The sequence below is a fragment of the Paraburkholderia yinzeri genome, from assembly GCF_046581065.1.
GTDB lineage: Bacteria > Pseudomonadota > Gammaproteobacteria > Burkholderiales > Burkholderiaceae > Paraburkholderia.
The window spans coordinates 382,670-409,225 of the sequence record NZ_JBFOCJ010000003.1 but is presented as its reverse complement, the minus strand read 5'-3'; the positions used below and the strand labels follow the sequence as shown (position 1 = coordinate 409,225).

Below are 26,556 nucleotides of genomic sequence, written 5' to 3'. Positions count from 1 at the left end.
CACAAAACCGGATCGATCCCAAGTGCACGAACGAGTGCTGCTGTGGTCGTTCGCATGGAACATGAGAAAGCCCGATTGCGCAATCGCCAGATTTGCGTTCGCGACACCGGTTTAGACGGCGTTTAATTAAAAGCCCTTTTCTGCATGCTCCGGATGGAGCAATTGCATTATTGCCCGCCTCCCCAGAAGGATCGGATATTCCAGGAACCGGGATCTCCCCATGGCTGATTGCCAGAAAAGATTCGCCGTAGTTATCCGGATGCGTTGGGCGAACGAGAGATTTTCCCGGGACACACGTGCAATACGATATGCTTCCATCGCCGCCTGGATACGCAGATTCATGGTTTTCGTTTTGCTTTCATGCGTTTGATGGCGGCGTGTCTTTCCTCGTTCGTTCTCTCTTGCCGCCCGCTCAAACTCATGTTCAGCCCGCTCGCGCTATTCGGGATTTTGATCGTATCCTGCCTGATGAGCGTCGCCATTCTGGGCTCGCTGCACCGGACTGCGGTGCCGGGGGTAGACCGCTGGTGCGCTTCCTACGCACTGTTCGCGGTAACGTCGTCATTCGTGCTGCTCGCCGGCGAGCGGCCACGCCAGATTGCGATCGTCGTCACTTCCCTCGTTGCGCTGGTGGCCGTGCTGCTGCTCGTGCAGGGTACGCGCCAGTTCTTCGGCATGCGCCCTGCCCGGCATAAAGAGTCGGCGGCGTTCGGCGGCGTTTTTGCCGCACTGGTGTACTTTACGTGCGTCTCGCCGAACATCGATGCGAGAGTCGTCCTCCTGTCCATCGTCTTCGCCTACGGACGGATCGCCGTGGGTATCCTGGCGCTGCGTCACACGCCGCGTGACGGCGCGCGCTATGCCTTTCGATTCGTCACCGCCGCGGCCTGGCTTGGCGCCTTGATCCACATCGCGCGGGCCGTCGCGGTCGTCTTCGGCCTCGTGCCGCCCAGCACATTTCTGCAAGCGTCACCCTGGAACGTTTTGCTCGTGGGTCTGGGGATCGTTTCGCTGCCCTGCATGTCGATCGGCATGGTGATGTTGGTCCACGATCAAATCGTCAAGAGGATGGACAAGCTCGCGACGATCGACGAGCTGACCGGCGCACTCATGCGGCGCGCATTCATGGCGAAAGCGAACAGACTGCTTTCCGACGTGTTGGCAACCGGCAAGCCGCTGTCCATCGCCATTCTCGACATCGACAACTTCAAGTCGATCAACGACCGCTTTGGTCACGCAATTGGCGACCGGGCGCTTACGCACATCGCGTCGGTTGTGTTCGGTCAACTGCGATCCGACGATCTTTTTGGAAGGCTGGGTGGCGAAGAGTTCGCGATTGTGTTCGTGGATGCGCGCAAGAACAGCGCTGCGGAGTTGACGGATGCATTGCGGCTCGCTGTGGAACAGTCGCCTGTTGAGGGCGTGCGTTGTACGCTCAGCGCGGGGGTCGACCAGATCGCTCCGGACGATACGCTGGAGCGCGCCATGGCGCGGGCCGACGCCGCACTTTATACGGCGAAGGCAATGGGACGTAACCGCATTGTGACGGCGCCCGAGGTCGAGGTGCGGGACGTGGCATAGCAACGGCGGGCGCCAGTTCTACGAGTACACGGCAATAGGGCGGAGGCCCGGGCGCCTCGCCGGGCTCCCCCTGATCCTCGGCGTACGAGAAAAGAAAAACGTACTGCCTTCTTCGCGCTACCCGAAACGCCCAACCGATATCAGAATTCGCTCCGGTAAGCAAAAAGCCCGGGAAGACCACCGGTCATGACGAAAAGAATATTCTGCCCGGCAACGTAGTTTCCGCAGGTCGCATTTTGCAAGAGGCCGGCAAAGGCCTTTCCGCCATACACGGGATCGAGCAACAGCCCTTCCGTCGACGCCATCAGGCGAACGGTCTCTCGCATTCCTTCCGTTGGGATTCCATAGCCAGGCCCAAGCTGCGCTTCATCAATCGAAATCGCCGCGCTATCGACGCTCAGGCCCGTATTGATGAGCCGGACCGTCTGATTGGCTTTCTCGAGCGTGGTAGCCCGCGCCTGCCCGGCCTTCCCGTACACCGTGAATGCGGAAACGATCGACGGATCCCGTTCCAATGCGATAAATCCGGCAACGAGTCCGGCGTGCATCCCGCCACTGCCGTTGGGAACAACGATGCGATCGAAGGACAAACCGGCGGCATTCGATTGCGCCACGATTTCGGCGGCGCAATCCGCGTATCCGAGGCAGCCCACCGGACTGGAGCCGCCGAGCGGGCAGACATAGACGTTACGGCCTTTCGCGCGCAACTCGTTTGCGCGCTCCTCGGCGTATTGCAACGCGTTTGCCGAGCCCGGCAAATCATGCACGCGCGCACCCAGCAAGCCATCCAGCAGGATGTTTCCGTTGTCGATATAGTCGGCGTCGAAACGGGGCACCGCCCGGGTCAGAACGAGCTCGCAATGCAGGCCGACACGCGCCGCCGCTGCAGCCGTCAAGCGCGCGTGATTCGACTGCCGGGCGCCCACGGTAATGATCGTATCCGCACCGCCCGCCAGCGCTTCGCCGATCAGGAACTCGAGCTTGCGCAGCTTGTTACCGCCGCCCCCCAGGCCGTTCAGATCTTCTCGTTTGACGTAAATGTTGATGCCGCCAAGGTGAGCGCTCAGGCGAGGAAGATGCTGAATGGGCGTCGGTCCATCGAGGAGCACATGACGCGGGAACCTCGAAAGGTCGAGCTGGGATAGGGGTGCGGTGGTCATGGGATTGGGTGACTAGGGAGCCTCACAGGCATGATAGGTTATCGCAGCCCGCCATACGGACTTATCGATGAAACGATGCGGGGAATCCGGGCTGCCCCCCGAAGTTGCAGGAGGCAGCCCGCGCGTCGTCTCCCGCCAGCCCCGCCTTTCCGTTCGGGAAAGCCTGCTTGAACATCGATCGATTATCGAGCCCGCGAAAATCGCGCAACATGGTCTCCAACTGATCGAAGGAAGGAGACACGGCGATGATGCGGCCTTTGGAAGGTGTCCGGGTACTCGAAATGGGGCAGCTCATCGCGGGCCCTTTCGCGGGGAAAATGCTGGCGGAGTTCGGCGCCGAGGTGATCAAGATCGAGCCGCCGCAAACCGGCGACCCGTTGCGCAAATGGCGTCTGCTGCACGAAGGCACGTCGGTCTGGTGGGCTGTGCAGTCGCGCAACAAGCAATCCGTGACACTCGATCTGCGCACGCCCGAAGGTCAGGACGCCGCGCGCCGCCTGATCGCGCAAAGCGACGTGCTGATCGAAAACTTCCGGCCCGGCACGCTCGAAGCGTGGGGGCTCGGCTGGGACGAACTGCAAACGATCAATCCGCAGCTCGTCATGCTGCGCGTCTCCGGCTATGGCCAGTCCGGGCCCTATCGCGACCGCCCCGGCTTCGGCGTGGTGGCCGAAGCCATGGGTGGCTTGCGCCACCTCAGCGGCGAACCCGGCCGTCCACCCGTTCGCGTGGGCATCTCGCTCGGCGACTCGCTCTCCGCGCTGCACGGCGTGATCGGCATCCTGCTCGCCCTTCGGCACCGCGAGCAGCAAGGCGGCCGCGGCCAGGTGGTGGACGTCGCCCTGTACGAATCCGTCTTCAACATGATGGAAAGCCTGCTGCCCGAATATTCCGTGTTCGGCGCGGTCCGGCAGCCTGCGGGCAGCAGTCTGCCCGGCATCGCGCCCAGCAACGCCTACCGGTGCAGCGACGGCCGCTACGCGCTGATTGCCGGCAACGGCGACAGCATCTTCCGCCGGCTCATGGACCTGATTGGCCGCCCCGACCTGGGCAGCGATCCGGCGCTCGCGCAGAACGACGGGCGCGTGAAGGACGTCGAGCGCATCGACGCGGCCATTGGCGAATGGGCGGCCCGCCTCACGCTCGACGAGGTGCTCGCGGCGCTCAACGAAGCGAAGATTCCGGCCGGCCGTGTCTACGACGCCGCCGACATTGCCGCCGACCCGCACTACCGGGCCCGCGACATGATCGTCGAGGCTGCGCTGCCCGACGGCACGCCGGTGCAGGTACCCGGCATCGTGCCGAAGCTGAGCGAGACGCCCGGCACAATCGAACGCCCCGCGCCCGCGCTCGGCGAACACACCGATGACGTGCTCGGCGCGCTCGGTATCGATGCCGGCACGCGCGCCGCCTGGCGCTCGCGCGGCATCATCTAGCAAGGAGCGCCACCATGACGCCTGCACGAAAGAAGCTCTCTATCCACGAAGTCGCCACGCGCGACGGCTTCCAGAACGAAGCGCGCTTCGTCGATACGGATGCCAAGATCGCTCTCGTGAACCGCCTCGGACAGTGCGGCTTCGCGAAGATAGAAGTCACCTCGTTCACGTCGCCCAAAGCGATTCCCGCGCTGCGCGACGCCGAAGCGGTAATGCACGGGATCACGCGCGTACCCGGCGTGGTCTACACGGTGCTCGTGCCGAACGTGCGCGGCGCCGAGCGCGCATTGGCCTGCGGTATCGATGAAGTCAATCTCGTGATGTCGGTCAGCGAGAGTCACAACCGCACGAACCTGCGCATGAGCCGCGAGCAATCGTTCGCACAGCTTCGCGATGTCGTTGCAGCCGTGCGCGGGAGCGGGAGCGATGTGGCCATCAACGTGTCGCTCTCGACGGCCATGGGCTGCCCGATGGAAGGCGACGTGCCGGCCGCCGCCGTGCTGGACTGGATGAGCCGGTTCTCCGATCTGGGCGTGCGCGGCATCACGCTGTGCGACACGACCGGCATGGCCTTTCCCTCGCAGGTGGGCGATCTGTGCCGCCAGGCAATCGACGCGTTCCCTCACCTCGAACTCACGCTGCACTTCCACAACACGCGCGGCATGGCCCTGGCGAACACGCTCGCGGCGCTCGCAGCCGGCGTGGTCCGCTTCGATTCGTCGCTCGGCGGGCTCGGCGGCTGCCCTTATGCACCGGGCGCGACCGGCAACGTCTGCACGGAAGAACTCGTGCACATGCTGGAACTCGACGGCTACGACACCGGCGTCAATCTCGCAGCAACGCTCGATGCCGCTGCCCTGCTGCCCGATCTTGTCGGCCACGACGTGCCCAGTCAGATCCTGAAAGCCGGCCGCCGCCTCGACCTTCACCTGGCGCCGCCGGCACTGGCCGACGGCGTTCCCGAACAGCGCGCGTTCGCGCAACAAGGAGCATGACATGGCCCTGATCGATCACCTCGATCATCTCGTCCTCACCTGCGTGGCCCCCGAAGCCACGAAGGACTTCTATACCCGCGTGCTGCAGATGGAGCTGGAGACGTTCGGCGCGGGCCGCATCGCCTTCCGCTTCGGCAACCAGAAGATCAATCTGCACGTGCGCGGCGCCGAATTCGAGCCCAAGGCTCACCTGCCCGCTCCGGGCGCGTTGGACCTCTGCTTCATCGCGACGGTCCCGCTCGACGAAGTCATCGCTCATCTGAAGCACGCGAACTGGCCGATTGTGGAAGGGCCGGTGCCACGCACCGGCGCCACGCACAAGATCCGCTCGGTTTATGTGCGAGACCCCGACCTGAACCTGATCGAGATTGCCGAGCTGCTGAACTAGCCGTTGCACGATGACGGCATGGCAACGGCCCTCGCCACGGGGCGTAGATCCCGGGAAGCCACACGCCGCACCCCGAACATCAAGGAGACATCATGGGCATCAACCCGCTCGACCGGCGCGGCGTAGCGACCGCGGGCACCCCTTTGCCGCTGTTCGGCGCCGACGCAGGGCAGCGCGTCGCTCGCGAGACAACACAAGAGCGGACTCAGGAAGCCACGCTCGGCAGCCTGATAGACGACATGCCGGTGGGCACGCTGCACCGGTTCGTCGTATGGGTGGTCGGCATCGGGCTCTTCTTCGACATGTACGAGATCTTTCTCGTCAGCTCGATCGGCTCCGCGCTGCAACACGACTTCGGCATCGCCCGGCAGAGCGCCGATTTCAAGCTGCTGCTCGCCTCGGCCTTCATCGGCATGTTTTTCGGCTCGCTCTGCCTCGGCAGCCTCGCCGACCGCATCGGCAGGCGCAAGGCGTTCGTGTTCTGCCTCGTGTGGTACAGCGCGTTTTCGCTGCTCGGCGCCTTGTCGGTCAATGCGGATATGCTGGTGCTCTGCCGCTTTCTGACCGGTATCGGCGTTGGGGCCATCTATCCTGTTTCGGATAGCTATCTTTCGGAGATTCTGCCTAAGGAGCGCCGCGGCCGCCTCGCCGCCTGGGCCTATACCGTCTCCTACGTCGCGGTGCCCCTCGTCGGCTTCCTCGCCGTATGGCTCAATACCCTGCAGATCGGCTCGGTGGCGGGATGGCGCCTGATTCTCGCCGTTGGCGGAGTGGGCGGGATATTCGTGCTGTTCGTCCAGCATCGTCTGCCCGAAAGCCCCCGCTGGCTGCTGGCGCGCGGCCGCTTCGACGAAGCGCAAAACCAGTTGCGCCGCTTTGCCGACAGCGCGGGCGCGAAACTGCCCGCCGTGATCGCCAGCGAACCCGCCACGCCGCACGCGATGGGCCTCGCCGAACATATCGCCGTGCTGCGCCAGGCGCCCTACGACAAGCGATTCCTGATGCTGGTGGTCTTCCATCTGTTCCAGTGCTTCGGCTACTACGGATTCGGCACGCTCGCGAGCCTCGTGGTCAAGAGCCGGGGCTTCGACGTCACCGCAAGCACCCTGTTCATGGCCCTCTCCTTCCTCGGCTACCCGGCCGGCTCCCTGCTCTCGATCCCGCTCCTCAACTGGCTCGAACGCCGCACGCTCGTGATCACATCGATCCTTTCGATCGCGGTCTTCGGCTTCGGCTTCGCGTATTCGGAGGACACGATCCTCATCGTCGTCTTCGGTGTGCTAACGACTTGTGCCTCGAACGTTTTCAGCAATGCCTACCACGTCTACCAAGCCGAGATTTTTCCGGCGCGCGTGCGTTCCACCGCCATCGGCAGCACCTATGCCCTGTCCCGCATCATGAGCGGCGCGCTGCCTTTCCTGCTGCTGCCGGTGTTGAACGGGTACGGCGCCGGGGCGATGTTCGGCGTCATCTCCACCGCGCTCGTGATCGTGGCCGTAACCGTGCGCGTGCTCGGCCCATTGACGACGCGACGCAGCCAGGACGAAATCAATCCTGTGTGAACCTGCTGTCGCCACGGTCGCCGCCACTCGCGAATCAAGAGGACTCCGGCTGCGCGCCGCCGGAGAGGAAATCGAACAGCCTAGCGACCTCCGGCGCGGACAACGACGAATCGTTCGCGCTGATCCAGAGCGTCCGGCTCGCCCAGGCATCGGTAAGCCGCACCATGCCGAGCCGGCTGACGAGGAGTTCGGGCCGCACCGCCTCGCGCGGCAGGATACCGATTCCAAGTCCCGACTCGATCATGCGGCAAATGCCGTCGAAGCTCGACACCTGAATCCTGAGCTTGAGCGGCCGGCCCGCTTCGAATGCCGCGTCGGTCAGCCGGGCGAACAACGAGCTGCCGGTGTTGAGCCCAACGTAGTCCTCGTCGAGCGTCTGCGCAAAATCGACATGCGCCTCGCGGGCCAGCGGATGCGACTGCGGCACGAGCAGGACCAGTTCGTCGCGCCGGTACAGCCGCCGCGCCATGCCGTAAGCGGGTACGTTGTCCGCGAAGATGCCAAGATCCGCCTTGCCCGACTTCACCGCTTCGACGATGTCGCCGCTCAGGCGTTCCTCCAGGCTGATCCTGATCGACCGGTTCGCGCCGAGAAAGCCCGCGAGATCGCCCGGCAGGAATTGCACGACGGCCGAGGTATTGGCCCAGAGCCTCACGTGCCCGCGCACGCCGATCGCATAGTCGCTCATTTCGCTGGCCATGCTGTTCACCTGGTCGAGCACACGGCTTGCATGCTCGACGAGACCACGCCCCGCGGCCGTCAGTTCGATGCCGCGCGGCCGGCGGATCAGCAGTGCGCAGTCCGTCACGCTTTCGAGTTCGGCAATGCGCTTGCTCACGGCCGATAGCGTCAGATGGCCACGCTCGGCCGCTTTCGTGAGACTGCCTTGCTCGGCCACCATCAGAAACACCCGGAGCGACTGCAGATCGAAATGCGTGGGATTGACCATTGCGGGAATTCCAGTGGGCACGATGCGCCAAGGCGAACCCGGCAAAGTCTACACCGGCCTCGTCGCGGACCTTGGCATGCCGATGATCTGCCCACAAAATGCTGACGCGCTCACAGAACAGATCGGCACGAATGCGGCTGCGGGCGGTCGAATTCCGGTAACCGCCCACCTGCCGACGCGACTATTTCATGAACGGGCTTGCGAATCTGGTCCTGGTGCTGCACGCGTTGCTCGTGCTCTTCATCGTTGGCGGCCTCGCCGCGATCTGGGCCGGCGCCGCCGTCAGGCAGCGGTGGGCGCGCAACCGTGTGTTCCGCACCACGCACCTCGTCGCGATCGGCATCGTCGCAACGCTTGCGGTGCTCGATGTGCCGTGCCCGCTCACCGTGCTCGAAGATTACCTGCGCAATGGGACCGCCGGAACGATCGGAGCAGCCGGCCAGCCTGGCTTCATACAGCACTGGGTCAGCGTCTGGATGTACTACGATTTTCCGGGCTGGGTGTTTACGCTTGCCTACGTCGCGTTCCTGCTTGCCGTCGTGCTGACCTGGCGCCTGATCCCGCCTGAGCGGTGAGCTAAAGCCTCGAACCGGAAAGCACCCACATAGTAGAACTCCCAACTGTTGGATCTCCAATCATTTGCTTTAATGCAGTCGTTCACCCTTTTCATCCGGGTCGATCCTCCATGAGCCAGAACAAGTCGAATGCCGCCCGCCAGCCGAAACTGCTGGAAGATCAGCCCGAACCGCGCTACTCGCCGCCGGAGATTGCGTTTGGCGAGCTCGAACAAACGATTGGTTTCCATTTGCGCCTGGCCCAGCAGGCTTCGTTTCAGGCATTCGCGCGCCGTGTGGGCGCGAGCGATCTGCGCCCCGGTTTCTACGCCACGCTGGAGCTGATTCACGAGAATCCCGGTATTTCCCAGACCGCGCTGAGTCAGGCCAACGGACGCGACAAGTCCACGCTGACGCCCGTGCTCGACGCGCTCGAAAAACGCGGACTGGTGATACGCGAGCGTCTTGCCACGGACCGCCGCAGCTACGCCCTGCGGCTGACGACGGAAGGCGTGAAAGCCTTGAAAACGCTGCGGATGCACGCACGCGAGCACGACAAGATGCTGGACGAATTGATCGGGCCCGCCTCCAAAGAGGCGTTTCTGCATTCGCTGCGCAAGATCATCGCGCACCTCGCGTGAGGCTACCGGTCGAGGCCGCGCCGCCAACCGACGGCGGCACCATCAAGCGGTCCTTCATTAAACGGAGGGGTACATCATGGAAAGGTCGGACGGACGTTCGAAACTCGTGCTGCTTTTGCTGTTCCTGACGTGGGGAACGGTCTTTCTGGACCGCATGTCGCAGCTCTACCTGGCGCCCTACATGATCGGCGACCTCCACCTCGATAGTGCGAAGGTGGGCAATCTGGCCGCGATCACCGGCATCTGCTGGGCAATCTCCACCTTGCTGCTCGGCGCGCTCTCCGATCGCATAGGACGCCGTAAGGTTTTGCTGCCCTCGATCTTCGCGTTCTCGCTGCTCTCCTGGCTATCCGGTATCGTCCAGAGCTACGAGCAGATGCTGCTGGTGCGCGGGTTGCTGGGCATTGCCGAAGGGCCGTGCTTCTCGGTCATCATGGCGCTCACGGAAGAAACGGCCGAACCGCAGCACCGGGGCCGCAATGTCGGGATCGTGGTCAGTGCCGCGTCGCTGATCGGTCTCGCCGTCGCCCCCGTGCTGACCACCCAGGTCGCCGCGCACGAAGGCTGGCGAACGGCGTTCTTCGTCGCCGGTGTGCCGGGCATCCTTCTCGGCCTCCTGATCTGGAAGTTCGTTCCGGAGCCCGCGCGCAAAGCCAGGGTCGAGAAGGAGCACCTCACGCCCGGCGACTATCTGTCGATCCTCACCTACCGCAACATGTGGCTCTGTTGCCTTGGCGCCATCGGCGTCATCTGCTGGCTCTTCGAGGTCAACGTCTTTGCGCCGCTTTACATCACGCAGGTGGCGGGCCAGAGCGGAACCACGGCGGGATTCCTGCTTGGCGCCGCCGGCTTTGGCGCATTCCTCCTCGGGATTATTTTTCCGACGCTCTCGGACCGCATCGGACGCAAGGCCGCACTCCTCATCATGTCGGTGCTGATCGCCCTGCTCGTCCTGGCCATGCTCACGCAGTCGCTGTACGCCAATCTGTGGCTGCTGGCCGGGATCTTCTTCCTGACGAACGCGCAGCAAGGCATCGTCGCGCTGCTGATGGTGCTGGTGCCCACGGAGACCGTTCCCGCGCGGCTAGGTGCAACGGCGATCGGCATGGCGACGATGGCGGCCGAGATTGTCGGCGCGACGGCGGCGCCCGCCGTCGGCGGCGCGCTGGCCCAGCAATTCGGGCTCTCGGTGCCGCTTTACATGGCGCTGGGCGGCGCGGCCGTCGTCTTCCTCGTCGGGTTGCTAATGAAGGAAACCGCGCGCCACACGAGCGGTGCGCACGAGGCGGGTTCGTCGATGGCCTGAGGTTCGAGCCATCCCTTCCCGCCTTCACGGAAACAGGAATCCGAGGACGATGAGCTTACTGAACGGCAAAACCTGCCTGATCACGGGCGGCGCGGGCAGCATTGGAACCGCAACGGCACGCCGCTTTCTCGATGAGGGCGCACGCGTGATGCTGGTCGATCTGGATTCCTCACAGATCGATGCGACGCTTGCCGCACTGGCGCACCCGGACGCCGCGGGTTGCGCCGCAGACGTCGGCGACGCCAGCGACACCCGGCGTTTCGTAGCAACAACGCTCGCGCGCTTCGGCAAGATCGACGTGGTGTTCGCCAACGCCGGCGTGTTCGGCCAGGTCGCGCCGTTGACGGACTATCCCGAGGACGTCTTCGACCGGGTGCTGCGCGTGGCCGTTCGCGGCAGCTTCCTCACCTGCAAATACGCGATTCCCCAGATGAACGATGGCGGCTCGATCATCATGATGTCGAGCGTCATGGGCTTGACGGCGGATCCGGGCGTCGCAGCTTATGCCACGTCGAAGCATGCCGTGGTCGGTCTCATGCGCGTCCTCGCGAAAGAACTCGCTCCGCGCAGGATACGCGTCAATACGATCCACCCCGGGCCGGTGGCAAACGAATTTCAGGGCGCCATCGAACGCTCGCTCGATCACGTGCTGAACACCGACGCCACCGCGTTTCTCAACGGGGTCATCCCGCTGCGCCGCCATGCCGATCCGGTGGAAATCGCCAATGGAGTGACGTATCTCGCATCGTCGCTGAGCAGTTTCGTCACGGGCGCGACGCTGCCCGTGGATGGCGGCATGAGCATCTGAGCGCCATGGTTAACGGCATTCCCACGATTTAATTTAGATCGCCCGACGCAATAACGCATTTCACCGCGCACGCCGGATTTATGCTTATTGAGTCACCCTGCCGTCATACTCGCCTGGAATAATTGCGGCGCTCGACTCGATCGGGACGCCCCTTTTGGCGTGCCTGGATTGCCGTGTTGGCACTGCGCTTCCCCAATCGCCAGCCCACTTCCCTGTTGAGCAATTAATTAGGGTTACATAACGTATCCTCCGATAGTTGCGGGGATACGCCGCCGCCCCAACCAGGTACGTTCACATGACAGACGCGAAAGTCCCGATCAGCAAATTGCTGGTTCTCGACGACAACCCCGATCACGCTCCCGCGCTCAAGCAGTTCTGCGACGAACGCTGTCTCGTCGCGCTCAAAGCGCGTCACGACCGTCTCATGTCCGTGCTGCGCTCGAACATCGATCTGGGCGGGGTGCTGCTGGGGGACGACTACGGCGGCTCCATCGAGGAAGCGACCAGCGCGGCCCTGCGCATCGAGGCGCTGCGTCCCGAGCTGCCGATCATCCTGCGTCTTTCGTCGGGAACGTCGCCCGACGCCTTGCCCGCGACGCTGCGCAAAGCCGTCTGCGCTACCTTCACGACGCGCGAGATGGCCGCACTCTCGGCGGCAGTCGACGAGTACATCTTCAGCCTCGAGTTTCCCAATGCCCTCGTGCGGGGCATCTCCGAAATCACCGAAGTGCGCCTCGCAAGCCTCTTTCGGGGCGTTTCCGTAACGTGGGACACGCCGAGCATCGTTCGCGACCGCATCATCTTCGGCGAAGTGTTCAGCCTGATTCCGCTGGACGGCGCGTGGTGCCGCGGCTACATGCTCATGCAGGTGGAAGAGGACCCCATGCTTGCCCTTCTCGCGAAGGAAGGTCCGGGTGACGCGCCTGGCGACTTTCGCGACATCAATGGCCTGCTGGGCGAGCTGACCAATCTGATCTGGGGCGCGTTCAAGGACCGCTTCCTGAACCAGGAAGCCATGACATCGCGCAGCCAGGTTCAGGTGCCGCTGCTGGTCAATCACAAGAACCGCTACATTTCGTTCGGTTCGAGCAACCCGCAACTGTGCTTTCGCTATCGGCTCACGGACCCATCGACGGGAAGCTCGGTCACGATCGATCAGCGCTTCGTCTTCAGCCTGAGCTGGTCCCCCGAGGACTTTTCCGAAAACATCGTCGATGTCGATAGGCTCGTGGAAACGGGCGAACTCGACCTGTTCTGAACCTTGCACGCGAAGGAGGCGAGCATGGCAAAAATACTGGTGGTGGATGATTCGAGCACGGTGCGCGACGAGGTCGCGGGCTTTCTGAAGAACAACGGGCTCGATGTTGCAACGGCGATCGACGGCAAGGACGGACTCGTCAAGCTGAAAGCGGACCCCGGCATCCGCCTGATCGTCAGCGACGTCAACATGCCCAACATGGACGGCCTGACCATGGTGGAAAAGATTCGCGGCGAGCTGGCGAACACGACCGTCAATGTCGTCATGCTCACGACCGAAAGCAGTCCGGCGATGAAGGAGCGCGGCAAGGCGGCGGGCGTGAAAGGCTGGATCGTCAAGCCGTTCAAGGGCGAAGCGGTGCTCGAGACATTCCGGAAGCTGGCCGTCTGAGCTGAACCGTGACACGCCTGTCCAGGATCGAAACGATGCCGTCCGCCGCCGACCGTCTTCTTCGCGTCGCGCAGTTCGCCTGCTCGATTCAATCCGGTTTCGCGGCGCATAGCTTTTCCCGTCGCGAACGTGCGGCCGAATTTCTCGCGTCCCTGGCCGACCGGCTCGACGCGGTCGCCGTGAAACTGGAAGCAGGCGAAGCGCCTGTTTCCGAATGCGCCCGGCTCGGCACGGTCCTCGACCAGGTCCCGGCGTTCATACGGACCTTCGACAAGAGCGTGCCCGCACAACATCTTGCCGATACCATCGAAGTCGACCACGACGTATTGGCAGGTAGCGAAGCGACACGGCTCAAGGGAGAACTTCGGTGCGAGCTTCGGAAACTGAGGCAAGCCTCGGACACCTTCCGGACGGTGTGCGCTACCGTGCTGGGTGAGCTCTGAGCGGGTCATGACGCGTGCGCCGGTCGCGCTGGGTCGCGCCAGGCTGAGTTGCATCGAGCGGGCGCAGCCTGAACAACGGCTGCGCTGCCGGACACTACAACTGAACGAGATTCGGTATCGCTACGTCGGGATTCACATCGGCCTCGTAATCCACGCCGTTGATGCCGAATCCGAACAAGCGCAGAAATTCCGTCTTGTAGCCCGCAAAATCGGTGAGCTGATAGAGGTTTTCGCTGCTGACCCGATCCCATAGCCGACCCACGCGGGCCTGCACTTCGGGATCGAGTTCCTTGTAGTCGGCGCGCAAACGCCCTTCCTCGTCCACGTGCGGCGCGCCGCCGTACAGGCTGTCCTTGAAGAGCCCGTAGACCTGCTCGATGCAGCCTTCGTGCGTCCCCTTCTCCTTCATGACCTGAAATAGCAGCGAGAGATAGAGCGGCATCATCGGGATCGCCGAACTGGCCTGCGTGACAACCGCCTTCAATACGGAAACGCGGGCGTCGCCATCAAGGACTGCCAACCTTTCCCGAATCTTCAGAACCGTCCGGTCGAGGTCTTTCTTCGCGGCGCCAATCGAGCCATTCCAGTAGATATCCTGCGTAACCCGATCGCCCAGATAGGTAAAGGCGGTGGTCTTCGCGCCCTTGGCCAGAACGCCCGCGTCGTGCAGGGCGTCGATCCACATCTGCCAGTCTTCGCCACCCATTACGGCAACCGTCGCGTCGATCTCGCCCTGCGTCGCCGGTTCGAACGTGCTCTCCCTGACGACTTCCTTGTCCGTGTCGACGCCGCGCAACGTGACGGACTTGCCGATGGGCTTTAGCGTCGACGTGAAAATCTCCCCCGTTACGGGATGCTTGCGCCGCGGAGCGGCTACGCTGTACACGACCAGATCGACCTGGCCGAGATCGCGCTTGATGATGTCGATGGTTTGCTGCTTGACCTCGGCAGAGAAGGCATCGCCGTCGAGGCTCCGTGCGTAGAGACCTTTGGCTGCCGCAGCCTGTTCGAAGGCAGCGGTGTTATACCAGCCCGCCGTGCCCGGCTTGTCGGCGCTGCCGCCGCGCTCGAAGAACACGCCTAGCGTATCGGCACCGCAGCCGAACGCGGCCGTAATGCGGGCCGCAAGGCCGTAGCCGGTCGATGCCCCGATCACGAGCACCTTGCGGGGGCCTTCGGCAACAGGACCCGCTGCGACGACGTGCTCGATCTGTTCGCGCACGTTGGCCTCGCATCCCGCAGGATGCGTCGTCACGCAAATGAAGCCGCGCACGCGTGGTTTGATAATCATGGAGTCTCCCAGATAAGTCAGCACATGCGCGCATTGTAAAGGACGCAACGCCGGTCACCTTCCGGGCGCCAGACCACGAAGGCCCTTCGCCCTATTGAGAGAGCGCTGATCAGCGTCGCTGTCGATTTTCACGTTTTCGATTGGCCAGTATCGATTGTTCTCGAATAGTGGAAATAAGCCGAAATGAGGTTATCGGCTTTATCGCTTGAATCGCACGAGAATCGCATGGTCGAGACTGGAAAATCATTTTTCGATTATCTGTTAGCCTGGAGACAGAGCGCGGAGAGCCAGCCTGCGCGTGACGGCAGGCCGAAAACGCCAGCTTACAAATTTATTGCTTCGACCGGCGTTTTGGCCCCGTCTGCGCCGTCCGGAATCCCGCAAACGTTAGCGCGAGGGCCGTCGGGCGGAACGCCCCCAACATCGTTCCACTTCCATCGCTCCTGTAACGAAACTGACATAAATAGCCTTTAGCGTGCTTGTTTTCCTCATGGACAGGAGCGGATCGCCATGCATCCCGCGCTTGCGCAATTTCGTCGTCCGGGATTTTCCGCTGGCCCGCGAAGCGCCGGTGATCTGGTTCAGGAAGTGCCGGCCATTGACGCCACGGATTCGAATTCTCAGGTCATGGAGATTTTTTATTCGCGGCCCGATATGGTCAGTCTCGCTGTTGTCGAAAACAGTCGCCCTATCGGTTTGATCAATCGGGATATATTCCTCTCGAAAATGAGCAAGCCGTTTCATCGCGAGCTTTACGACAAAAAGAGCTGCATTGCGTTCATGGACAAGGAGCCGCTGATCGTCGATGCCGACATGAGCATCGAGGCGCTCACGTTCAAGACGGTCGAGGTGGGCGAGAAGGCGCTGGTGGACGGCTTCATCGTCACGCGTGAGGGACGGTTCGCGGGCGTCGGCAACGGCCTGCGGCTTCTCGGCAGCGTGGCGGAAATGCAGGCGGCCAAGAACCGCCAGATCATGCAGAGCATCGAATATGCGAGCGTGATCCAGCAGGCGATGTTGCGCGCGTCGCGCGACATGCTCTCGACCATGCTGCCCGATGCCGCGCTCGTCTGGGAGCCGCGCGACGTGGTGGGCGGCGACTTCTACCATTTCGCGTCGTTTCCCGACGGCTGGTTCGGCGCCGTGGCCGACTGCACCGGGCATGGCGTGCCCGGCGCGTTCATGACCCTGCTCGCTTCGGCCTCGCTGTCGCAAGCGCTGGAGAGGCTCGGGCCGCGCGACCCGTCGGCGCTGCTTGGCGCCGTGAACCGCAACGTCAAGGGGCTGCTAGGACAAATCAACGGCAGCGGCGACGCCCCGCAGTCCAACGACGGGCTCGACGCCGCCTTCTTCTGGTTCGATGCCGCCCGCCAGCAAGTATCGTTTGCCGGCGCGCGGGTGGCGCTGCATGTGCTTCGGCCGGATGCGGACGAATTCGAAACGATCGCCGGAGAACGCATGGGCGTGGGCTATGTAGACAGCCTCGCCGACTACGCATGGACGCTGCACACCGTCGAGGTTCCCCGCGGGAGCCTGCTGTTCGTTTCGACGGATGGGCTGACCGATCAGATCGGCGGTCCGCGAAAGATTGCCTTCGGCAAGCGCCGCGCAATCGAACTGATTCTGGGCCGCCGCGAGGAAGCACCGTCCGCGATTTGCGCGGGCCTGCTCGACGCGCTCGCCCAGTGGCAGGAAACGCAATCCCGGCGTGACGACGTCACGCTCTTCTTTGCACGAGTTTGAGGTACTCCACAACCATGTCTGTCACTATGGATCAGCATAGCTGCTTCTTCGAAATTGCCCAGCAGCGCAATCTGATTTTCTATCACAAAGGCTATTTCTCGCACAGCATCGTGGCGGCGATGAGCGAAGTCGTGAAGCTGCAACTGGAAGTCGCCGGCGTCACCACGTCGACGCGCCGGAAGATCTTTTCGTCCTTCATCGAGCTCTCGCAGAACATCGTCCACTATTCGTCGGACTCGCTGCCCGAGGCCACGGGGCAAGGCGGCGCGATCCGCGAAGGCGCGATGTGCATTTCCAGCGACGGCGAGCGTCACCTGATGGTGTGCATCAACCCGATCGCCACGCGTGCCGTCGACGATCTGCGCGAGAAGCTCGAACCGCTGCGCAACATGTCGATCGAAGAAATCAAGCAGGCCTACAAAACGTCGTTGCGCGCCGAAACGCCGGTCGACAGCAAGGGCGCGGGCCTCGGCTTCCTGACGATGGCGCGCGACGCCAGCGCTCCGATCGAATTTGCCTTTTATCCGCGCCAGGACGATCCGGGCACCACGCTGTTTTGCCTCAAGACCATCATCTGACCAGGGTCCGTGTACAGAATGGAAAATCTTTTCATCGCCGCCACGGCCACGTCGCCGGAAATCGACTTCCGCTTCGACCAGAACGTGCTTGCGCTTCGTGGCGAATCCTATCCCGAGAACGCCGCCGCATTCTATGCGCCCATCATGGAACAGTTGAACGCCTGGCTCGCGGGTTGCGCGGATGCCGCGATCACGGTCGACGTGACGCTCACCTACTTCAACAGCTCCAGCACGAAAATGCTCTTCGGCATGTTCGACGCCCTGGACCGGGCCGCGACGTCCGGCAACCGGGTGGAGGTGAACTGGTACCGCGACGAAGAAGACGAAACGATCCTCGAGTTCGGCGAGGAATTGCAAACCGATTTCACGGCGATCAAGTTCAACGATTGCCCGGTTGCAACTTGAGAACCGCCGTCGTGAAACCGGTCGACTCCCGGAGCGCGTCGCATGGCGACGCGCCGGATCTGTTCCGCAGCGAGAGCGAGGCCCTGGAACGCGCCAGGGCAATGTGCGAGGATCCGCACGCCGAAGCCGGGCGCTATCGCGAGGCGCTAGGCGAACTCATCGGCCATTACGAGCGCCTGATGCGCGAGACGCGCCGGCTGATCGGGCGCAGCGATCGGGCCGAGCGCGAAATGCAGGCACTGACCCAGCAGTTGCAGTATCGCGCGACTCACGACGCGCTCACCGGCGTGCTCAATCGCAGCGCCGTGATCGAGCGAACGGTCAAGGCGCTGCGCGTGAACCGGGCCGTGATGATCCTGCTCGACATCGACGACTTCAAGAAGGTCAACGACGATTTCGGCCACCCTGCCGGCGACACCGTGATTCTCGGCATCGTCAACTGCCTTCGCCAGATCCTTGGCAGCACGGGCTTCATCGGGCGCGTGGGCGGCGAGGAGTTCACCGTCGTGATGCCGGGCGCCGATATCGCCGATGCGCTGCTGCTCGCCGAAGACATGCGCGCGGCCATCGCCAGCCATGTGTTCCGGGCGCCCGTGAGCCGGAGCATCACGGCCAGTTTCGGCGTGAGCGACAACCCCGCGGGCACGGATTTCGATACTGCCTATGGCATCGCGGACGCCGCCCTCTACGCAGCGAAGCGCGGCGGCAGAAACCGCATCGAATTCGACGCGCAACAGCAAGTGAGCGCATCGAAGCCGGTGCCGCGGCAAGACTAGCGCGGCCACTGTATCGCGGCACCCTCGCGCTGGAATCCAGCGCCTGGAACCTGCGCCCGGCAACTGCGCTTGCCGCGTGCAGCGCCGCCTCCCCCGCCTGCATCCGCGACCTGCCCCCCCGGGCCGGAGGTCCTTCCCTCCAAAATTGGCATAGGTCAGAATAATCCGCGTTGATGTTACACTGCAACACGCCGGAGCCACTCCGGCCAAGGGTTTGGGTGTTTCCAGTGCAATGCTGGTTCGGACCGCGTCCACGGCATCGAATGCGATGCCGAACGTGCAGCCGCCATTCACTGGACCTCGTCCGATACCCCGCTGCGTTTTCCGGATTCCTCAGGTTCTTATACCGTGTACTCTCAAACGCAAATCGACCCGGTAGTTAGCTTCCGCAACTCACAGCGCGAGCAGGTGCGTGGAACCATCATCAACCTCCAGAGAAAGTCGCTGGTGATGGAGGTCTATAACCCATACTCGATCGTGCAGGTCAGCGAAGTCCTGAGCGACCTGAGCGTGCGGATGGGCGCCAAGAACGCCTATCTGGGCAAGGCGGTGGTCGTCAGCCTCGTGAACACCGGCCTCACCGCGGTGGTTTCGCTGGCGCTGATCGACGAGTGGCGCGAGCTTAGCGTGCTGCCCAACGAACCCAGGTCGGTCGGGCGGGAAGCCGAACTCTTCATCACCGACTGGGATACGCGCTTCAATATCCGGCGCGACTATCAGATCGTGGTCAACGAGATGCGCGCGTTCCTCTCGGAAGTGTCGCGCTGGGTCGAGCAGGTCGATCTGACCGAAAGCCTGCCGAAAAACGAAGGCAGGCTGCGCGAGGATCTGTTCTACGAGCTCGCCACGCCCATCATGGTCAAGGTCAAGACCTACCTCAACTGGCTGGAGGAAGAGGCGGAGCGTGTCGATCCCGAGCTGGCGCCCGTGCATCGATCCTATGCGCAGTCGGCACTGCATCCGCTGCTGCTGCGCGCGCCCTTCGTCTACCGGACGTTCACCAAGCCGCTGGGCTATGCCGGCGACTACGAGATGGTCAACCAGATCCTGAGCGATCCGCAGCAAGGGCCGACCACCTACTTCCAGATCGTCAACACGGCGTTCCTCAAGGCCGCCGTGGCAACCGCGCACCGCAACCGGATCACGCTGCTGATCGACTTTCTCACGCGTCAGGCCGATGCAGCGCGCATTGCGGGCAGGCCGTTTCGTATCCTCAACGTCGGCTGCGGACCGGCGTTCGAGATCCAGCGCTTCGTGCGCGAATATGCGCAGCCCGAGCTGCTGTCGTTTCAACTGGTCGATTTCAGCGAGGAAACGCTGGCCTTTACGGAGGCCTCGATCAAACAGGCGGCGGCCGAAGCCGGACACAAGACCTCGGTGGAAATGGTGCATCAATCCGTGCACGACCTGCTCAAACGCAAGATCTCGCCCGACGAGTCTTCGCGGGAATTCGACGCCGTCTACTGTGCCGGCCTCTTCGACTATCTCTCGGACAAGGTCTGCGCGCGTCTGTTGAGTTATTTCGCGGCCCGCACGCGGCCCGGCGGCCAGTTGCTCGTCACCAACGTCCATTCGGCGAACCCCGAGAAGTACGGCATGGAGCATCTGCTCGAGTGGTATCTGATCTATCGGAACGAGAGCGGCATGAGTTCGCTGCTGCCCACGCAATCCGCCGACCACAAGCTCTACGTCGATGAGACCGGGGTGAATGTGTTCGCGGAAGCCACGATCCTCTGAAACGCCGGCGGACACCCCATCCATGAGCACTGCTCAACTGCACACAGGCTATCAAACCGAACTGGCCGACTTCCGCGTGACCTTCAGCCGCGGCGGTGCCTGTACCGCCATCGTGCTCGTCCTGCTCGGCGTGGGGCTGGATTATGCGCAGTATCCTCAACAACTGATCTCGTTCTCTGCCGCGCGCGTGGTCGTCTCGCTGCTGATAGGCGGCATTGCGATCCTGCTGGGCAGCGTGGCGGGGCGACGCTTTTCTCCATGGTTGACGCTGTCCTGGCTACTGCTGCCGCAGATCATGATTTCGTGGATGATCTGGAGGACCGACGGGGTACTGTCGCCCTACTACATGGGCCTGAACCTGGCCATCTTCGCTTCGGGCATCGCACTGCCATTCGGCTTATGGCAGAACATGGTTTTCGGCGTGTTGTCCTGCGCGCTCTACCTGATTGCCTGCCTGCTGCATTCCGGCGGCGGCGCGCCTATCGGCACGCTGACCGTCAACGTCCTGCTCCTTCTGTTCGCCGCTGCCGCCAGCGGCGTCTATACCTTCTTCAACGAGCGGGTGCGCTTCATGTTGTTCCGCCTGAAGGCGGAAGTCTCGCAGAAGAACGCCGAGCTCGAATCGATCAACCGCAAGCTGGTCGACATCAAGGGGCAGTTGCTGCAGCAGGAAAAGATGGCGGCTATCGGTACGCTTGCCGCGGGGTTGCTGCATGAGGTCAATAACCCCGTGAACTTTTGCCTGATGGCAATCGAAGTCGCTATGGAAGAGCCCGCGGCCAAAGCGGAGCCAACGCTGCAGGAATGTCTCGTCGACGCCAAGCAGGGCATGCAGCGGATCCAGCACATCGTGTCGGACCTCAAGACCTTTGCCTACCGCAAGCCGGGCGCCGAAGCGGAGGTGGGGACGCCCTTCCTGTTCGAAAAAGCGCTCGATTCCGCTACGCGGCTTGTCGCGCACGAATTGCGCGGCGTCACGGTGACGCGCGAGCTTCCGACCGATACGCTCGTGCAGGGCGACGAAGCGGCCATCATCGGCGTGCTGATCAACCTGCTCTCCAACGCAGTCCTGGCCATGCGCAACGCGGGCACCACCGGGCCGGCGATTCACATCTCGGCGAAATGGGAGGAGCAACGCCTCGCCGTGACGGTCAAGGACAACGGGCCGGGCATCAAGGACGAGAATCTCGCGCGCGTGTTCGAGCCGTTCTTTACCACCCGCGAGGTGGGACAAGGCCTCGGCCTCGGCTTGTCGATCAGCTATGCGGTCATCGAGCGCCACGGCGGCCTGCTGTTCGCCGAGAGCGAGCTGGGCAACTGGGCGTCGTTCAGCTTCGATCTGTCGCGCGCGCCGTGAGAACGCCATGAACGAAATCCGGCAAGACATCCGGCAAACACAGCCCACGGTTCTCTACGTCGACGACGAAGAGCTGGCGGGAAAGTATTTCTCGCGCATGGTCGGTGCGGATTACGAGGTCCTGCTGGCCACGAGCAGCGATGAGGCCATCGCCGTCCTGGAGCGGGACAGCGCCCGCATTGCCGTGCTGGTCACGGATTTCCGCATGCCGGGCCGCGACGGCGGCGACCTGCTGCGCCAGGTGGCGCACGACTACCCGCACATCGTTCGGATTCTGGTGACGGCTTATGCCGACATCGACGTGCTGCTGCAGACGGTCAATACCGGCGAGGTGTTCCGCATCCTCGAAAAGCCGCTCAGGCAGGCTTCCGTGCGCGAGACGCTGCAACTGGCGTTCGAGCGCCACCAGGAACGCGCCATCCAGAATCACCGGCTGATCGCGATCGACGAGACTCTGGCCTTTCTGGCGCACGAATTGAACACGCCGCTTGCTGCCATCGCCTTGAACGCGAGCAACATCGAACATCGCGCCGACGAGCAGCACGAGTCGCAGTGGGATATCGACGGCGCCGCCCGATCCATGCGCGAGAGCGCGCAGTACTGCCTCGCGGTGGTTTCGTCCTTCTGGCGCTCGGTCCAAAACGGGCGCCGCAAGCCTGCCGGGGACGACGCCCGCAGCGAGATCACGGCGCACGGGCTGATTTCCGCCTTGCTCGATACCTATCCGTTCGCTGCGGGGCAGCGGTCGTGGGTACAGGTCGAGGTCGACGGCGACTTTGCCGTGGTCACGCAGCCGAACTGCGTGGCGCTCGTGCTCTCCTCGCTCTTGTCGAACGCGCTGCGCGCGCTCGCGGATATTCCCGCTCCGTCTGTGCGCTTTACCGTCACGGCGGAACCCAGTCCCGGTATCGGCATTTCCGACAACGGCCCGGGCATTCCGCCCGAGATCAAAGCCCGCCTGTTGACGGACCCGATTACAACGCACGCACAATCCGGCGGCCACGGCTTGGGCCTGATTCTATGCAACCGTGTCATGCAGTCTTGCGGCGGTGGACTTCGGATCGAGTCCACGTCGGGGGTTGGCACCAACGTAGTGCTGGATTTCCCCCCTATCAAAGGTCAAACACTCAGGAGTTGTTGATGAACGAAGCGAAAGCCAACCAGGAGTCGTCACCGGCGATCCTCTTCGTCGATGACGAGGCCACGGCCGTGAAGTACTTCCAGCGTGCCATTGGAAGCCTGGCGCCGGTCCTGACTGGCGGCTCGGTAGAGGAAGGCAAGGCGCTGCTGGACGCACACGGTGACAGGGTGGGGGTCCTTGTCTCCGACCAGCGCATGCCGGGCGAGTACGGCAACGAGTTGCTGCGTTACGCGAGCGAGCGCTATCCGCATATCGTGCGGATCTTGACCACCGCGTATTCGGAGATCGACCAGACCGTGGCGGCCGTGAACCTCGGTCAGATCCACCGCTATATCAAGAAGCCGTGGGACATCACCGCATTGCGCATGGAGCTGAAACAGGCGCTCGAACTGGCCGAGCTGCGCAAGGAGCGGGACCAGCTCGTGCGCGAGAAGCTGGGCGTGCTGCAAAAGCAGACGCTCGCCACGCGGATCGGCCTTGTCCGGTCCCTCTCGGCCGCGCTGATCGGGCCCGAGCGGTTCCAGCCGGTGGAGACCTACCTGGCTGCGGCGGTACTCGCCGAGGTACCCAGTCCCGAGCCGGACTGGCTGCTGATGGACTACTCCGATCTGATCGCTGCGGAGAGCGCCCGAAGCGGCACGTTTGGCCATATGGTGGCGGCGAACCTCGCGGCGCTGCGTAACCGCCACGTCGGCTCGACCACCGGCAACGCGGTGGCCGCGATGGCCGAAACGCTGGAGCACGCGGGCATCACGGTCCGGCGCGAAGGCGACGGCCTGATCCTGGACGATCTCACCGCGCTGGCCGAGTTCCTGGGCGAGCCGGCCAGCAAGGCCGTGTCGGTCCGGCACGCCGTCTGGCTGGCCAGCCTGCTTTGGCTGGACGGGAACGACTTCGCGCTCGAACCGGTACGCAAGGACAGTGGCATGGCGTTCCTGCCCACTCAGCACAGAACGGAATTTCCTGCCGACCGCCTCGCGGCCTGGATCGAGCAGTTCTGAACGCGGCAGGGGGTGAGAGCGGTTTTGCTCGAAAGGTTGACACCGCAACGTAGGGGCGATTACGCTTTCGCGCTGATGGTTCCCGGCAACGGGATCAAAAGGGAACGCAGTCGAAGCTCGCCGTGAAAACGGCCGGGTTTCGAAAGTCTGCGGCTGCCCCCGCAACTGTAAGCGGCGAGTCCATGCCACCCCGCGCCACTGGGAAACCGGGAAGGCCGGCACAGGACAGAGACCCGCGAGCCAGGAGACCTGCCATCAACCGAGGTCCATGCAGCCGCAACGGGCGGGGTGTCCCAATGCGCCAGCGCCGCTTTACGCGGTCGCTCGTTGCAGGGACAGTCCCGACCTCAGGATCTGTCACATGTCCACCACTCTGGAAACGGTTGCCGCTCCGGCGTCCCTCCGCCGCCGCGTCATCGGCATCTACGTCGTCCTTGCAGCCTTCAACATCGGTGCCTGGATCTGGGCATTCATCGCCTTTCACGCTCACCCGCTGCTCCTGAGCACAGGCCTCCTCGCCTATGGCTTTGGCCTGCGCCATGCCGTGGATGCCGACCATATCGCCGCGATCGACAACGTCACGCGCAAGCTGATGCAGGACGGCAAGCGTCCCGTGACCGTGGGCTTCTTCTTCGCGCTCGGCCACTCCGCCGTGGTGCTGCTGGTCGCGGCAGCCGTCGCGGCGACGGCCGCCGCCCTCGAAAGCCGCGTCGAAGCCTGGAAGGATCTTGGCGGCGTCATCTCCACCAGCGTCTCCGCGCTGTTCCTGTTTCTCATCGCCGCGATGAATATCGTCATCCTGCGCGGCGTGTGGCGCGCCTTCAACAAGGTCCGCCGCGGCAAGCCCTACGACAACGACGATCTCGATCTGCTGCTGAACAACCGCGGCCTCCTCGCCCGGCTCTTCCGCCCGCTCTTCCGCTTCGTTTCGGGACCGCTGTGGATGCTGCCGCTCGGCTTCCTGTTCGGCCTCGGCTTCGACACCGCAACGGAAGTGAGCCTGCTCGGCATTTCGGCAAGCCAGGCCGCGCAGGGCCTCTCGATGAGCGTCGTGCTCGTGTTTCCCGTGCTGTTCGCAGCCGGCATGTCGCTCGTCGATACGACCGACGGCGTGCTCATGCTCGGCGCCTACGACTGGGCCTTCGTGCGCCCCATCCGCAAGCTCTACTACAACCTCACGATCACGCTCGTCTCCGTGCTGGTTGCGGTGCTGATCGGCGGCATCGAAACGCTCGGGCTGATCGCCGACCAGTTCAACCTGAAAGGCGGTTTCTGGGATCTGATCGGCACCCTCAACGACAACTTCAACAACCTCGGCTTCGTCATCATCGGCGTGTTCATCCTCGCGTGGCTGGTGTCGTTCGCCATCTACCGCCTGAAACGCTACGACGAGCTGCCGGTCTACCGGTCGGGCCAGTAATTCACCGCGCGCGCTGCGGCGGGCAGCCGATGTCACGCAAACTTGCGTGCATCGGCATCACGCCGCCTTGCGCGCGTCGGCGATTCGCTGCGGCGCCTCGGGCCGTGCATACAGGCGTTCGAGGTATGCCTGCAAGCCCGGGAATCCATCGACCAACTGGATTTCGTTCGCCCAATCGATCAGATAGACCATCACGCAATCGGCCACCGTCAGCTTGTCGCCAACAAGGAACTGACGCCCTTCCAGATGCTTTTCGAGGATCGCGGCCATGGCTTTGAAATCCTCGCGCGCCAGCTCGATATCGGCCGGTAGGCGTTTGTCCGGCGGGTAAAGAAAGGCGTGCCGGGTAATTCTCCAGAGCGGCTGTTCGAGTTCGGTCACCGCGAACAGGGTCCAGCGATACACCTGCGCCCGTGCTTCGAGATCGACCGGCAGCAGCGCTTTCTCCGGATATTTTTCCGCAAGGTAGAGCACGATCGCGGCCGACTCCGGAATCACGAGGTCGCCGTCCACCAGCACGGGGACCTTGCCCGCCGGATTGATGCGCAGGAATTCGGGCTGCTTGTGCTCGCCCTGGAGCAGGTTCACCGACACATATTCGAAATCGGCATCGACTTCGTGCAGCCCCCACAGCGCACGTTGCGCGCGGGTCCCTGGAAATCCATAGAGTTTCATGACGGCTCCCTGGAAGTCAGCCGCGAGGGATCGGAAGAACGGGCATCACTTCAACCGACTCGCCCGGGAAGATCGCGAAATGCGGGTGGCCTTCAAACATCTTCGCGGCCTCTTCATGCGAGGCGCTGCGCACAACCGTAAAGCCAGACAGCGCGTTGACCGTTTCCTTGACGCCATGTTCGCCGATGGCCAAAGTCTTACCGAGCGGACCACCCATGTTGACAATCGCCGCCTGATGCTTGTCGACCCAGGCATGCCAGGCCGCAATGCCCTCCCGCTGCCTGGCGAGCCGTTCTTTTTCCGGCAATGCCATCCACGCATGCATGCGCGGGTTGTCCTTGCTGCCGAGAAACACCGCGAGAAACAATTGCTGATCGCTCATAGATCCTCCGTCCGATGAGGGGAGCAACGGAATGTTGCCCTTCGAGCCTTGACAGGATAGGTTGATATCAACATAATTGCAACATGGCACGGGCGAAAAAAATTCCCTTCGAAATGACCGCGATGGTTCGCGACTGCTGCCTGTGCCTGCATATGCAGCGCGCGGCACGCAACCTCGCGCGCATTTTCGACGACGCCTTGCGCCCGCTGGACCTCACGAACGGGCAGTTTTCGCTGCTGATGTCGCTCAACCGGCCCCATCCCCCGGCGATGAAAGACGTGTCCTCGCTGCTCGCGATGGATCGCACCACGCTAACGGCCGCGCTCAAACCACTGGAGCGGCGCGAGCTTGTCACCATTACGCAGGATCCGGACGACAAGCGCAGCCGTCTGCTCACCCTGACGCCCGCCGGCCAGCGGCTGCTCGCAGAGGCTTTCCCTTTGTGGCAGCAGATGCATGCCGAAATTGAAAAGCCCTTTGCTCCGGGTGAAGTCGATCGGCTGCGCCAGCAGTTGCGCGCGCTTTCATAGCGGTACGCGACAAAGTTGACCTCCCGCCCCTCCTTGCTCGCTTTTTAGT

The 26,556-nt window shown here is 63.2% G+C and carries 28 protein-coding genes and 1 riboswitch; of the genes, 22 read left to right on the top strand and 6 right to left on the bottom strand.

The window, feature by feature from the left end; translation table 11 throughout:
* Positions 1-126: 126 nt before the first annotated feature.
* Positions 127-342, bottom strand: coding sequence for a hypothetical protein (locus tag WJ542_RS28630; protein WP_411192929.1), 216 nt, complete (start codon positions 340-342; stop codon positions 127-129).
* A gap of 78 nt (positions 343-420) precedes the next feature.
* Here WJ542_RS28630 and WJ542_RS28625 point away from each other — a divergent pair, with 78 nt between their 5' ends.
* Positions 421-1,581 (top strand): GGDEF domain-containing protein, encoded by a 1,161-nt coding sequence (locus WJ542_RS28625; RefSeq protein WP_411192928.1) that lies wholly within the window; start codon positions 421-423, stop codon positions 1,579-1,581.
* A 140-nt stretch (positions 1,582-1,721) separates the two neighbouring features.
* Here the strand turns inward: WJ542_RS28625 and WJ542_RS28620 are convergent, their stop codons facing one another.
* Positions 1,722-2,741 carry a D-cysteine desulfhydrase family protein gene (locus WJ542_RS28620; protein ID WP_411192927.1) on the bottom strand — a complete coding sequence of 340 codons (1,020 nt, stop codon included), beginning with the start codon at positions 2,739-2,741 and terminating at the stop codon, positions 1,722-1,724.
* A gap of 245 nt (positions 2,742-2,986) precedes the next feature.
* On the opposite strand from WJ542_RS28620, the gene WJ542_RS28615 reads away from it, so the two are divergent.
* The 4 genes from WJ542_RS28615 to WJ542_RS28600 all read left to right on the top strand — a co-directional run bounded on the left by WJ542_RS28615 (position 2,987) and on the right by WJ542_RS28600 (position 7,122).
* On the top strand, positions 2,987-4,177 hold the full coding sequence (locus WJ542_RS28615) for a CaiB/BaiF CoA transferase family protein (protein WP_411192926.1): 1,191 nt from the start codon (positions 2,987-2,989) through the stop codon (positions 4,175-4,177).
* A 14-nt stretch (positions 4,178-4,191) separates the two neighbouring features.
* A complete protein-coding gene (locus WJ542_RS28610) occupies positions 4,192-5,172 on the top strand; it encodes a hydroxymethylglutaryl-CoA lyase (protein WP_411192925.1) in 981 nt (326 codons plus the stop codon).
* A gap of 1 nt (position 5,173) precedes the next feature.
* On the top strand, positions 5,174-5,560 hold the full coding sequence (locus WJ542_RS28605; protein WP_411192924.1) for a VOC family protein: 387 nt from the start codon (positions 5,174-5,176) through the stop codon (positions 5,558-5,560).
* A 92-nt stretch (positions 5,561-5,652) separates the two neighbouring features.
* Entirely contained in the window at positions 5,653-7,122 is a 1,470-nt protein-coding gene (locus WJ542_RS28600; RefSeq protein WP_411192923.1) for an MFS transporter, read from the top strand.
* 34 nt (positions 7,123-7,156) lie between these two features.
* Here WJ542_RS28600 and WJ542_RS28595 read toward each other — a convergent pair whose 3' ends face one another.
* On the bottom strand, positions 7,157-8,071 hold the full coding sequence (locus tag WJ542_RS28595; protein WP_411192922.1) for a LysR family transcriptional regulator: 915 nt from the start codon (positions 8,069-8,071) through the stop codon (positions 7,157-7,159).
* A gap of 188 nt (positions 8,072-8,259) precedes the next feature.
* Here WJ542_RS28595 and WJ542_RS28590 point away from each other — a divergent pair, with 188 nt between their 5' ends.
* From WJ542_RS28590 to WJ542_RS28560, 7 genes are all read left to right on the top strand, one after another.
* The gene (locus WJ542_RS28590) at positions 8,260-8,646 is read left to right on the top strand and encodes a DUF2784 domain-containing protein (RefSeq protein WP_411192921.1); all 387 of its coding nucleotides are present in this window, start codon (positions 8,260-8,262) and stop codon (positions 8,644-8,646) included.
* A 110-nt stretch (positions 8,647-8,756) separates the two neighbouring features.
* Complete coding sequence (locus WJ542_RS28585) at positions 8,757-9,266, top strand: MarR family winged helix-turn-helix transcriptional regulator (RefSeq protein WP_411192920.1); 510 nt, start codon at positions 8,757-8,759, stop codon at positions 9,264-9,266.
* Positions 9,267-9,342: 76 nt separating this feature from the next.
* Positions 9,343-10,572: an MFS transporter gene (locus WJ542_RS28580; protein WP_411192919.1), complete on the top strand. Its 1,230-nt coding sequence runs from the start codon at positions 9,343-9,345 to the stop codon at positions 10,570-10,572.
* Between the two features lie 49 nt (positions 10,573-10,621).
* The gene (locus tag WJ542_RS28575; RefSeq protein ID WP_411192918.1) at positions 10,622-11,380 is read left to right on the top strand and encodes an SDR family NAD(P)-dependent oxidoreductase; all 759 of its coding nucleotides are present in this window, start codon (positions 10,622-10,624) and stop codon (positions 11,378-11,380) included.
* 295 nt (positions 11,381-11,675) lie between these two features.
* Positions 11,676-12,638 carry a chemotaxis protein CheX gene (locus tag WJ542_RS28570; RefSeq protein ID WP_411192917.1) on the top strand — a complete coding sequence of 321 codons (963 nt, stop codon included), beginning with the start codon at positions 11,676-11,678 and terminating at the stop codon, positions 12,636-12,638.
* Positions 12,639-12,662: 24 nt separating this feature from the next.
* Positions 12,663-13,028: a response regulator gene (locus WJ542_RS28565; RefSeq protein WP_411192916.1), complete on the top strand. Its 366-nt coding sequence runs from the start codon at positions 12,663-12,665 to the stop codon at positions 13,026-13,028.
* Positions 13,029-13,063: 35 nt separating this feature from the next.
* A complete protein-coding gene (locus tag WJ542_RS28560; protein WP_411192915.1) occupies positions 13,064-13,471 on the top strand; it encodes a hypothetical protein in 408 nt (135 codons plus the stop codon).
* Positions 13,472-13,565: 94 nt separating this feature from the next.
* Here WJ542_RS28560 and fabV read toward each other — a convergent pair whose 3' ends face one another.
* Positions 13,566-14,762 (bottom strand): enoyl-ACP reductase FabV, encoded by a 1,197-nt coding sequence (fabV, locus tag WJ542_RS28555; RefSeq protein ID WP_411192914.1) that lies wholly within the window; start codon positions 14,760-14,762, stop codon positions 13,566-13,568.
* Between the two features lie 627 nt (positions 14,763-15,389).
* Between fabV and WJ542_RS28550 the strand changes: the two genes are divergently transcribed.
* The 9 genes from WJ542_RS28550 to WJ542_RS28510 all read left to right on the top strand — a co-directional run bounded on the left by WJ542_RS28550 (position 15,390) and on the right by WJ542_RS28510 (position 24,920).
* Positions 15,390-16,505, top strand: a complete 1,116-nt coding sequence (locus tag WJ542_RS28550) for a SpoIIE family protein phosphatase (RefSeq protein ID WP_411192913.1) — start codon at positions 15,390-15,392, stop codon at positions 16,503-16,505.
* Between the two features lie 14 nt (positions 16,506-16,519).
* The gene (locus WJ542_RS28545; RefSeq protein WP_411192912.1) at positions 16,520-17,083 is read left to right on the top strand and encodes a SiaB family protein kinase; all 564 of its coding nucleotides are present in this window, start codon (positions 16,520-16,522) and stop codon (positions 17,081-17,083) included.
* Positions 17,084-17,101: 18 nt separating this feature from the next.
* Positions 17,102-17,488 carry a DUF1987 domain-containing protein gene (locus WJ542_RS28540; protein WP_411192911.1) on the top strand — a complete coding sequence of 129 codons (387 nt, stop codon included), beginning with the start codon at positions 17,102-17,104 and terminating at the stop codon, positions 17,486-17,488.
* Between the two features lie 11 nt (positions 17,489-17,499).
* Positions 17,500-18,264: a GGDEF domain-containing protein gene (locus WJ542_RS28535; protein WP_411192910.1), complete on the top strand. Its 765-nt coding sequence runs from the start codon at positions 17,500-17,502 to the stop codon at positions 18,262-18,264.
* Positions 18,265-18,612: 348 nt separating this feature from the next.
* Complete coding sequence (locus WJ542_RS28530) at positions 18,613-20,001, top strand: class I SAM-dependent methyltransferase (protein ID WP_411192909.1); 1,389 nt, start codon at positions 18,613-18,615, stop codon at positions 19,999-20,001.
* A 22-nt stretch (positions 20,002-20,023) separates the two neighbouring features.
* The gene (locus tag WJ542_RS28525; protein ID WP_411192908.1) at positions 20,024-21,358 is read left to right on the top strand and encodes a sensor histidine kinase; all 1,335 of its coding nucleotides are present in this window, start codon (positions 20,024-20,026) and stop codon (positions 21,356-21,358) included.
* A gap of 7 nt (positions 21,359-21,365) precedes the next feature.
* Positions 21,366-22,499: an ATP-binding protein gene (locus tag WJ542_RS28520; protein ID WP_411192907.1), complete on the top strand. Its 1,134-nt coding sequence runs from the start codon at positions 21,366-21,368 to the stop codon at positions 22,497-22,499.
* On the top strand, positions 22,499-23,500 hold the full coding sequence (locus WJ542_RS28515) for a response regulator (RefSeq protein WP_411192906.1): 1,002 nt from the start codon (positions 22,499-22,501) through the stop codon (positions 23,498-23,500). The genes WJ542_RS28520 and WJ542_RS28515 overlap by 1 nt, the downstream gene beginning before the upstream one ends.
* A 59-nt stretch (positions 23,501-23,559) precedes the next feature.
* Positions 23,560-23,771, top strand: a riboswitch (cobalamin riboswitch).
* 90 nt (positions 23,772-23,861) lie between these two features.
* Positions 23,862-24,920: a HoxN/HupN/NixA family nickel/cobalt transporter gene (locus WJ542_RS28510; protein ID WP_411192905.1), complete on the top strand. Its 1,059-nt coding sequence runs from the start codon at positions 23,862-23,864 to the stop codon at positions 24,918-24,920.
* A gap of 57 nt (positions 24,921-24,977) precedes the next feature.
* Here the strand turns inward: WJ542_RS28510 and WJ542_RS28505 are convergent, their stop codons facing one another.
* Positions 24,978-25,595 carry a glutathione S-transferase family protein gene (locus WJ542_RS28505; protein ID WP_411192904.1) on the bottom strand — a complete coding sequence of 206 codons (618 nt, stop codon included), beginning with the start codon at positions 25,593-25,595 and terminating at the stop codon, positions 24,978-24,980.
* A gap of 16 nt (positions 25,596-25,611) precedes the next feature.
* On the bottom strand, positions 25,612-25,977 hold the full coding sequence (locus WJ542_RS28500; protein WP_411192903.1) for a YciI family protein: 366 nt from the start codon (positions 25,975-25,977) through the stop codon (positions 25,612-25,614).
* A gap of 83 nt (positions 25,978-26,060) precedes the next feature.
* On the opposite strand from WJ542_RS28500, the gene WJ542_RS28495 reads away from it, so the two are divergent.
* On the top strand, positions 26,061-26,507 hold the full coding sequence (locus tag WJ542_RS28495; protein ID WP_411192902.1) for a MarR family winged helix-turn-helix transcriptional regulator: 447 nt from the start codon (positions 26,061-26,063) through the stop codon (positions 26,505-26,507).
* Positions 26,508-26,556: the final 49 nt, after the last annotated feature.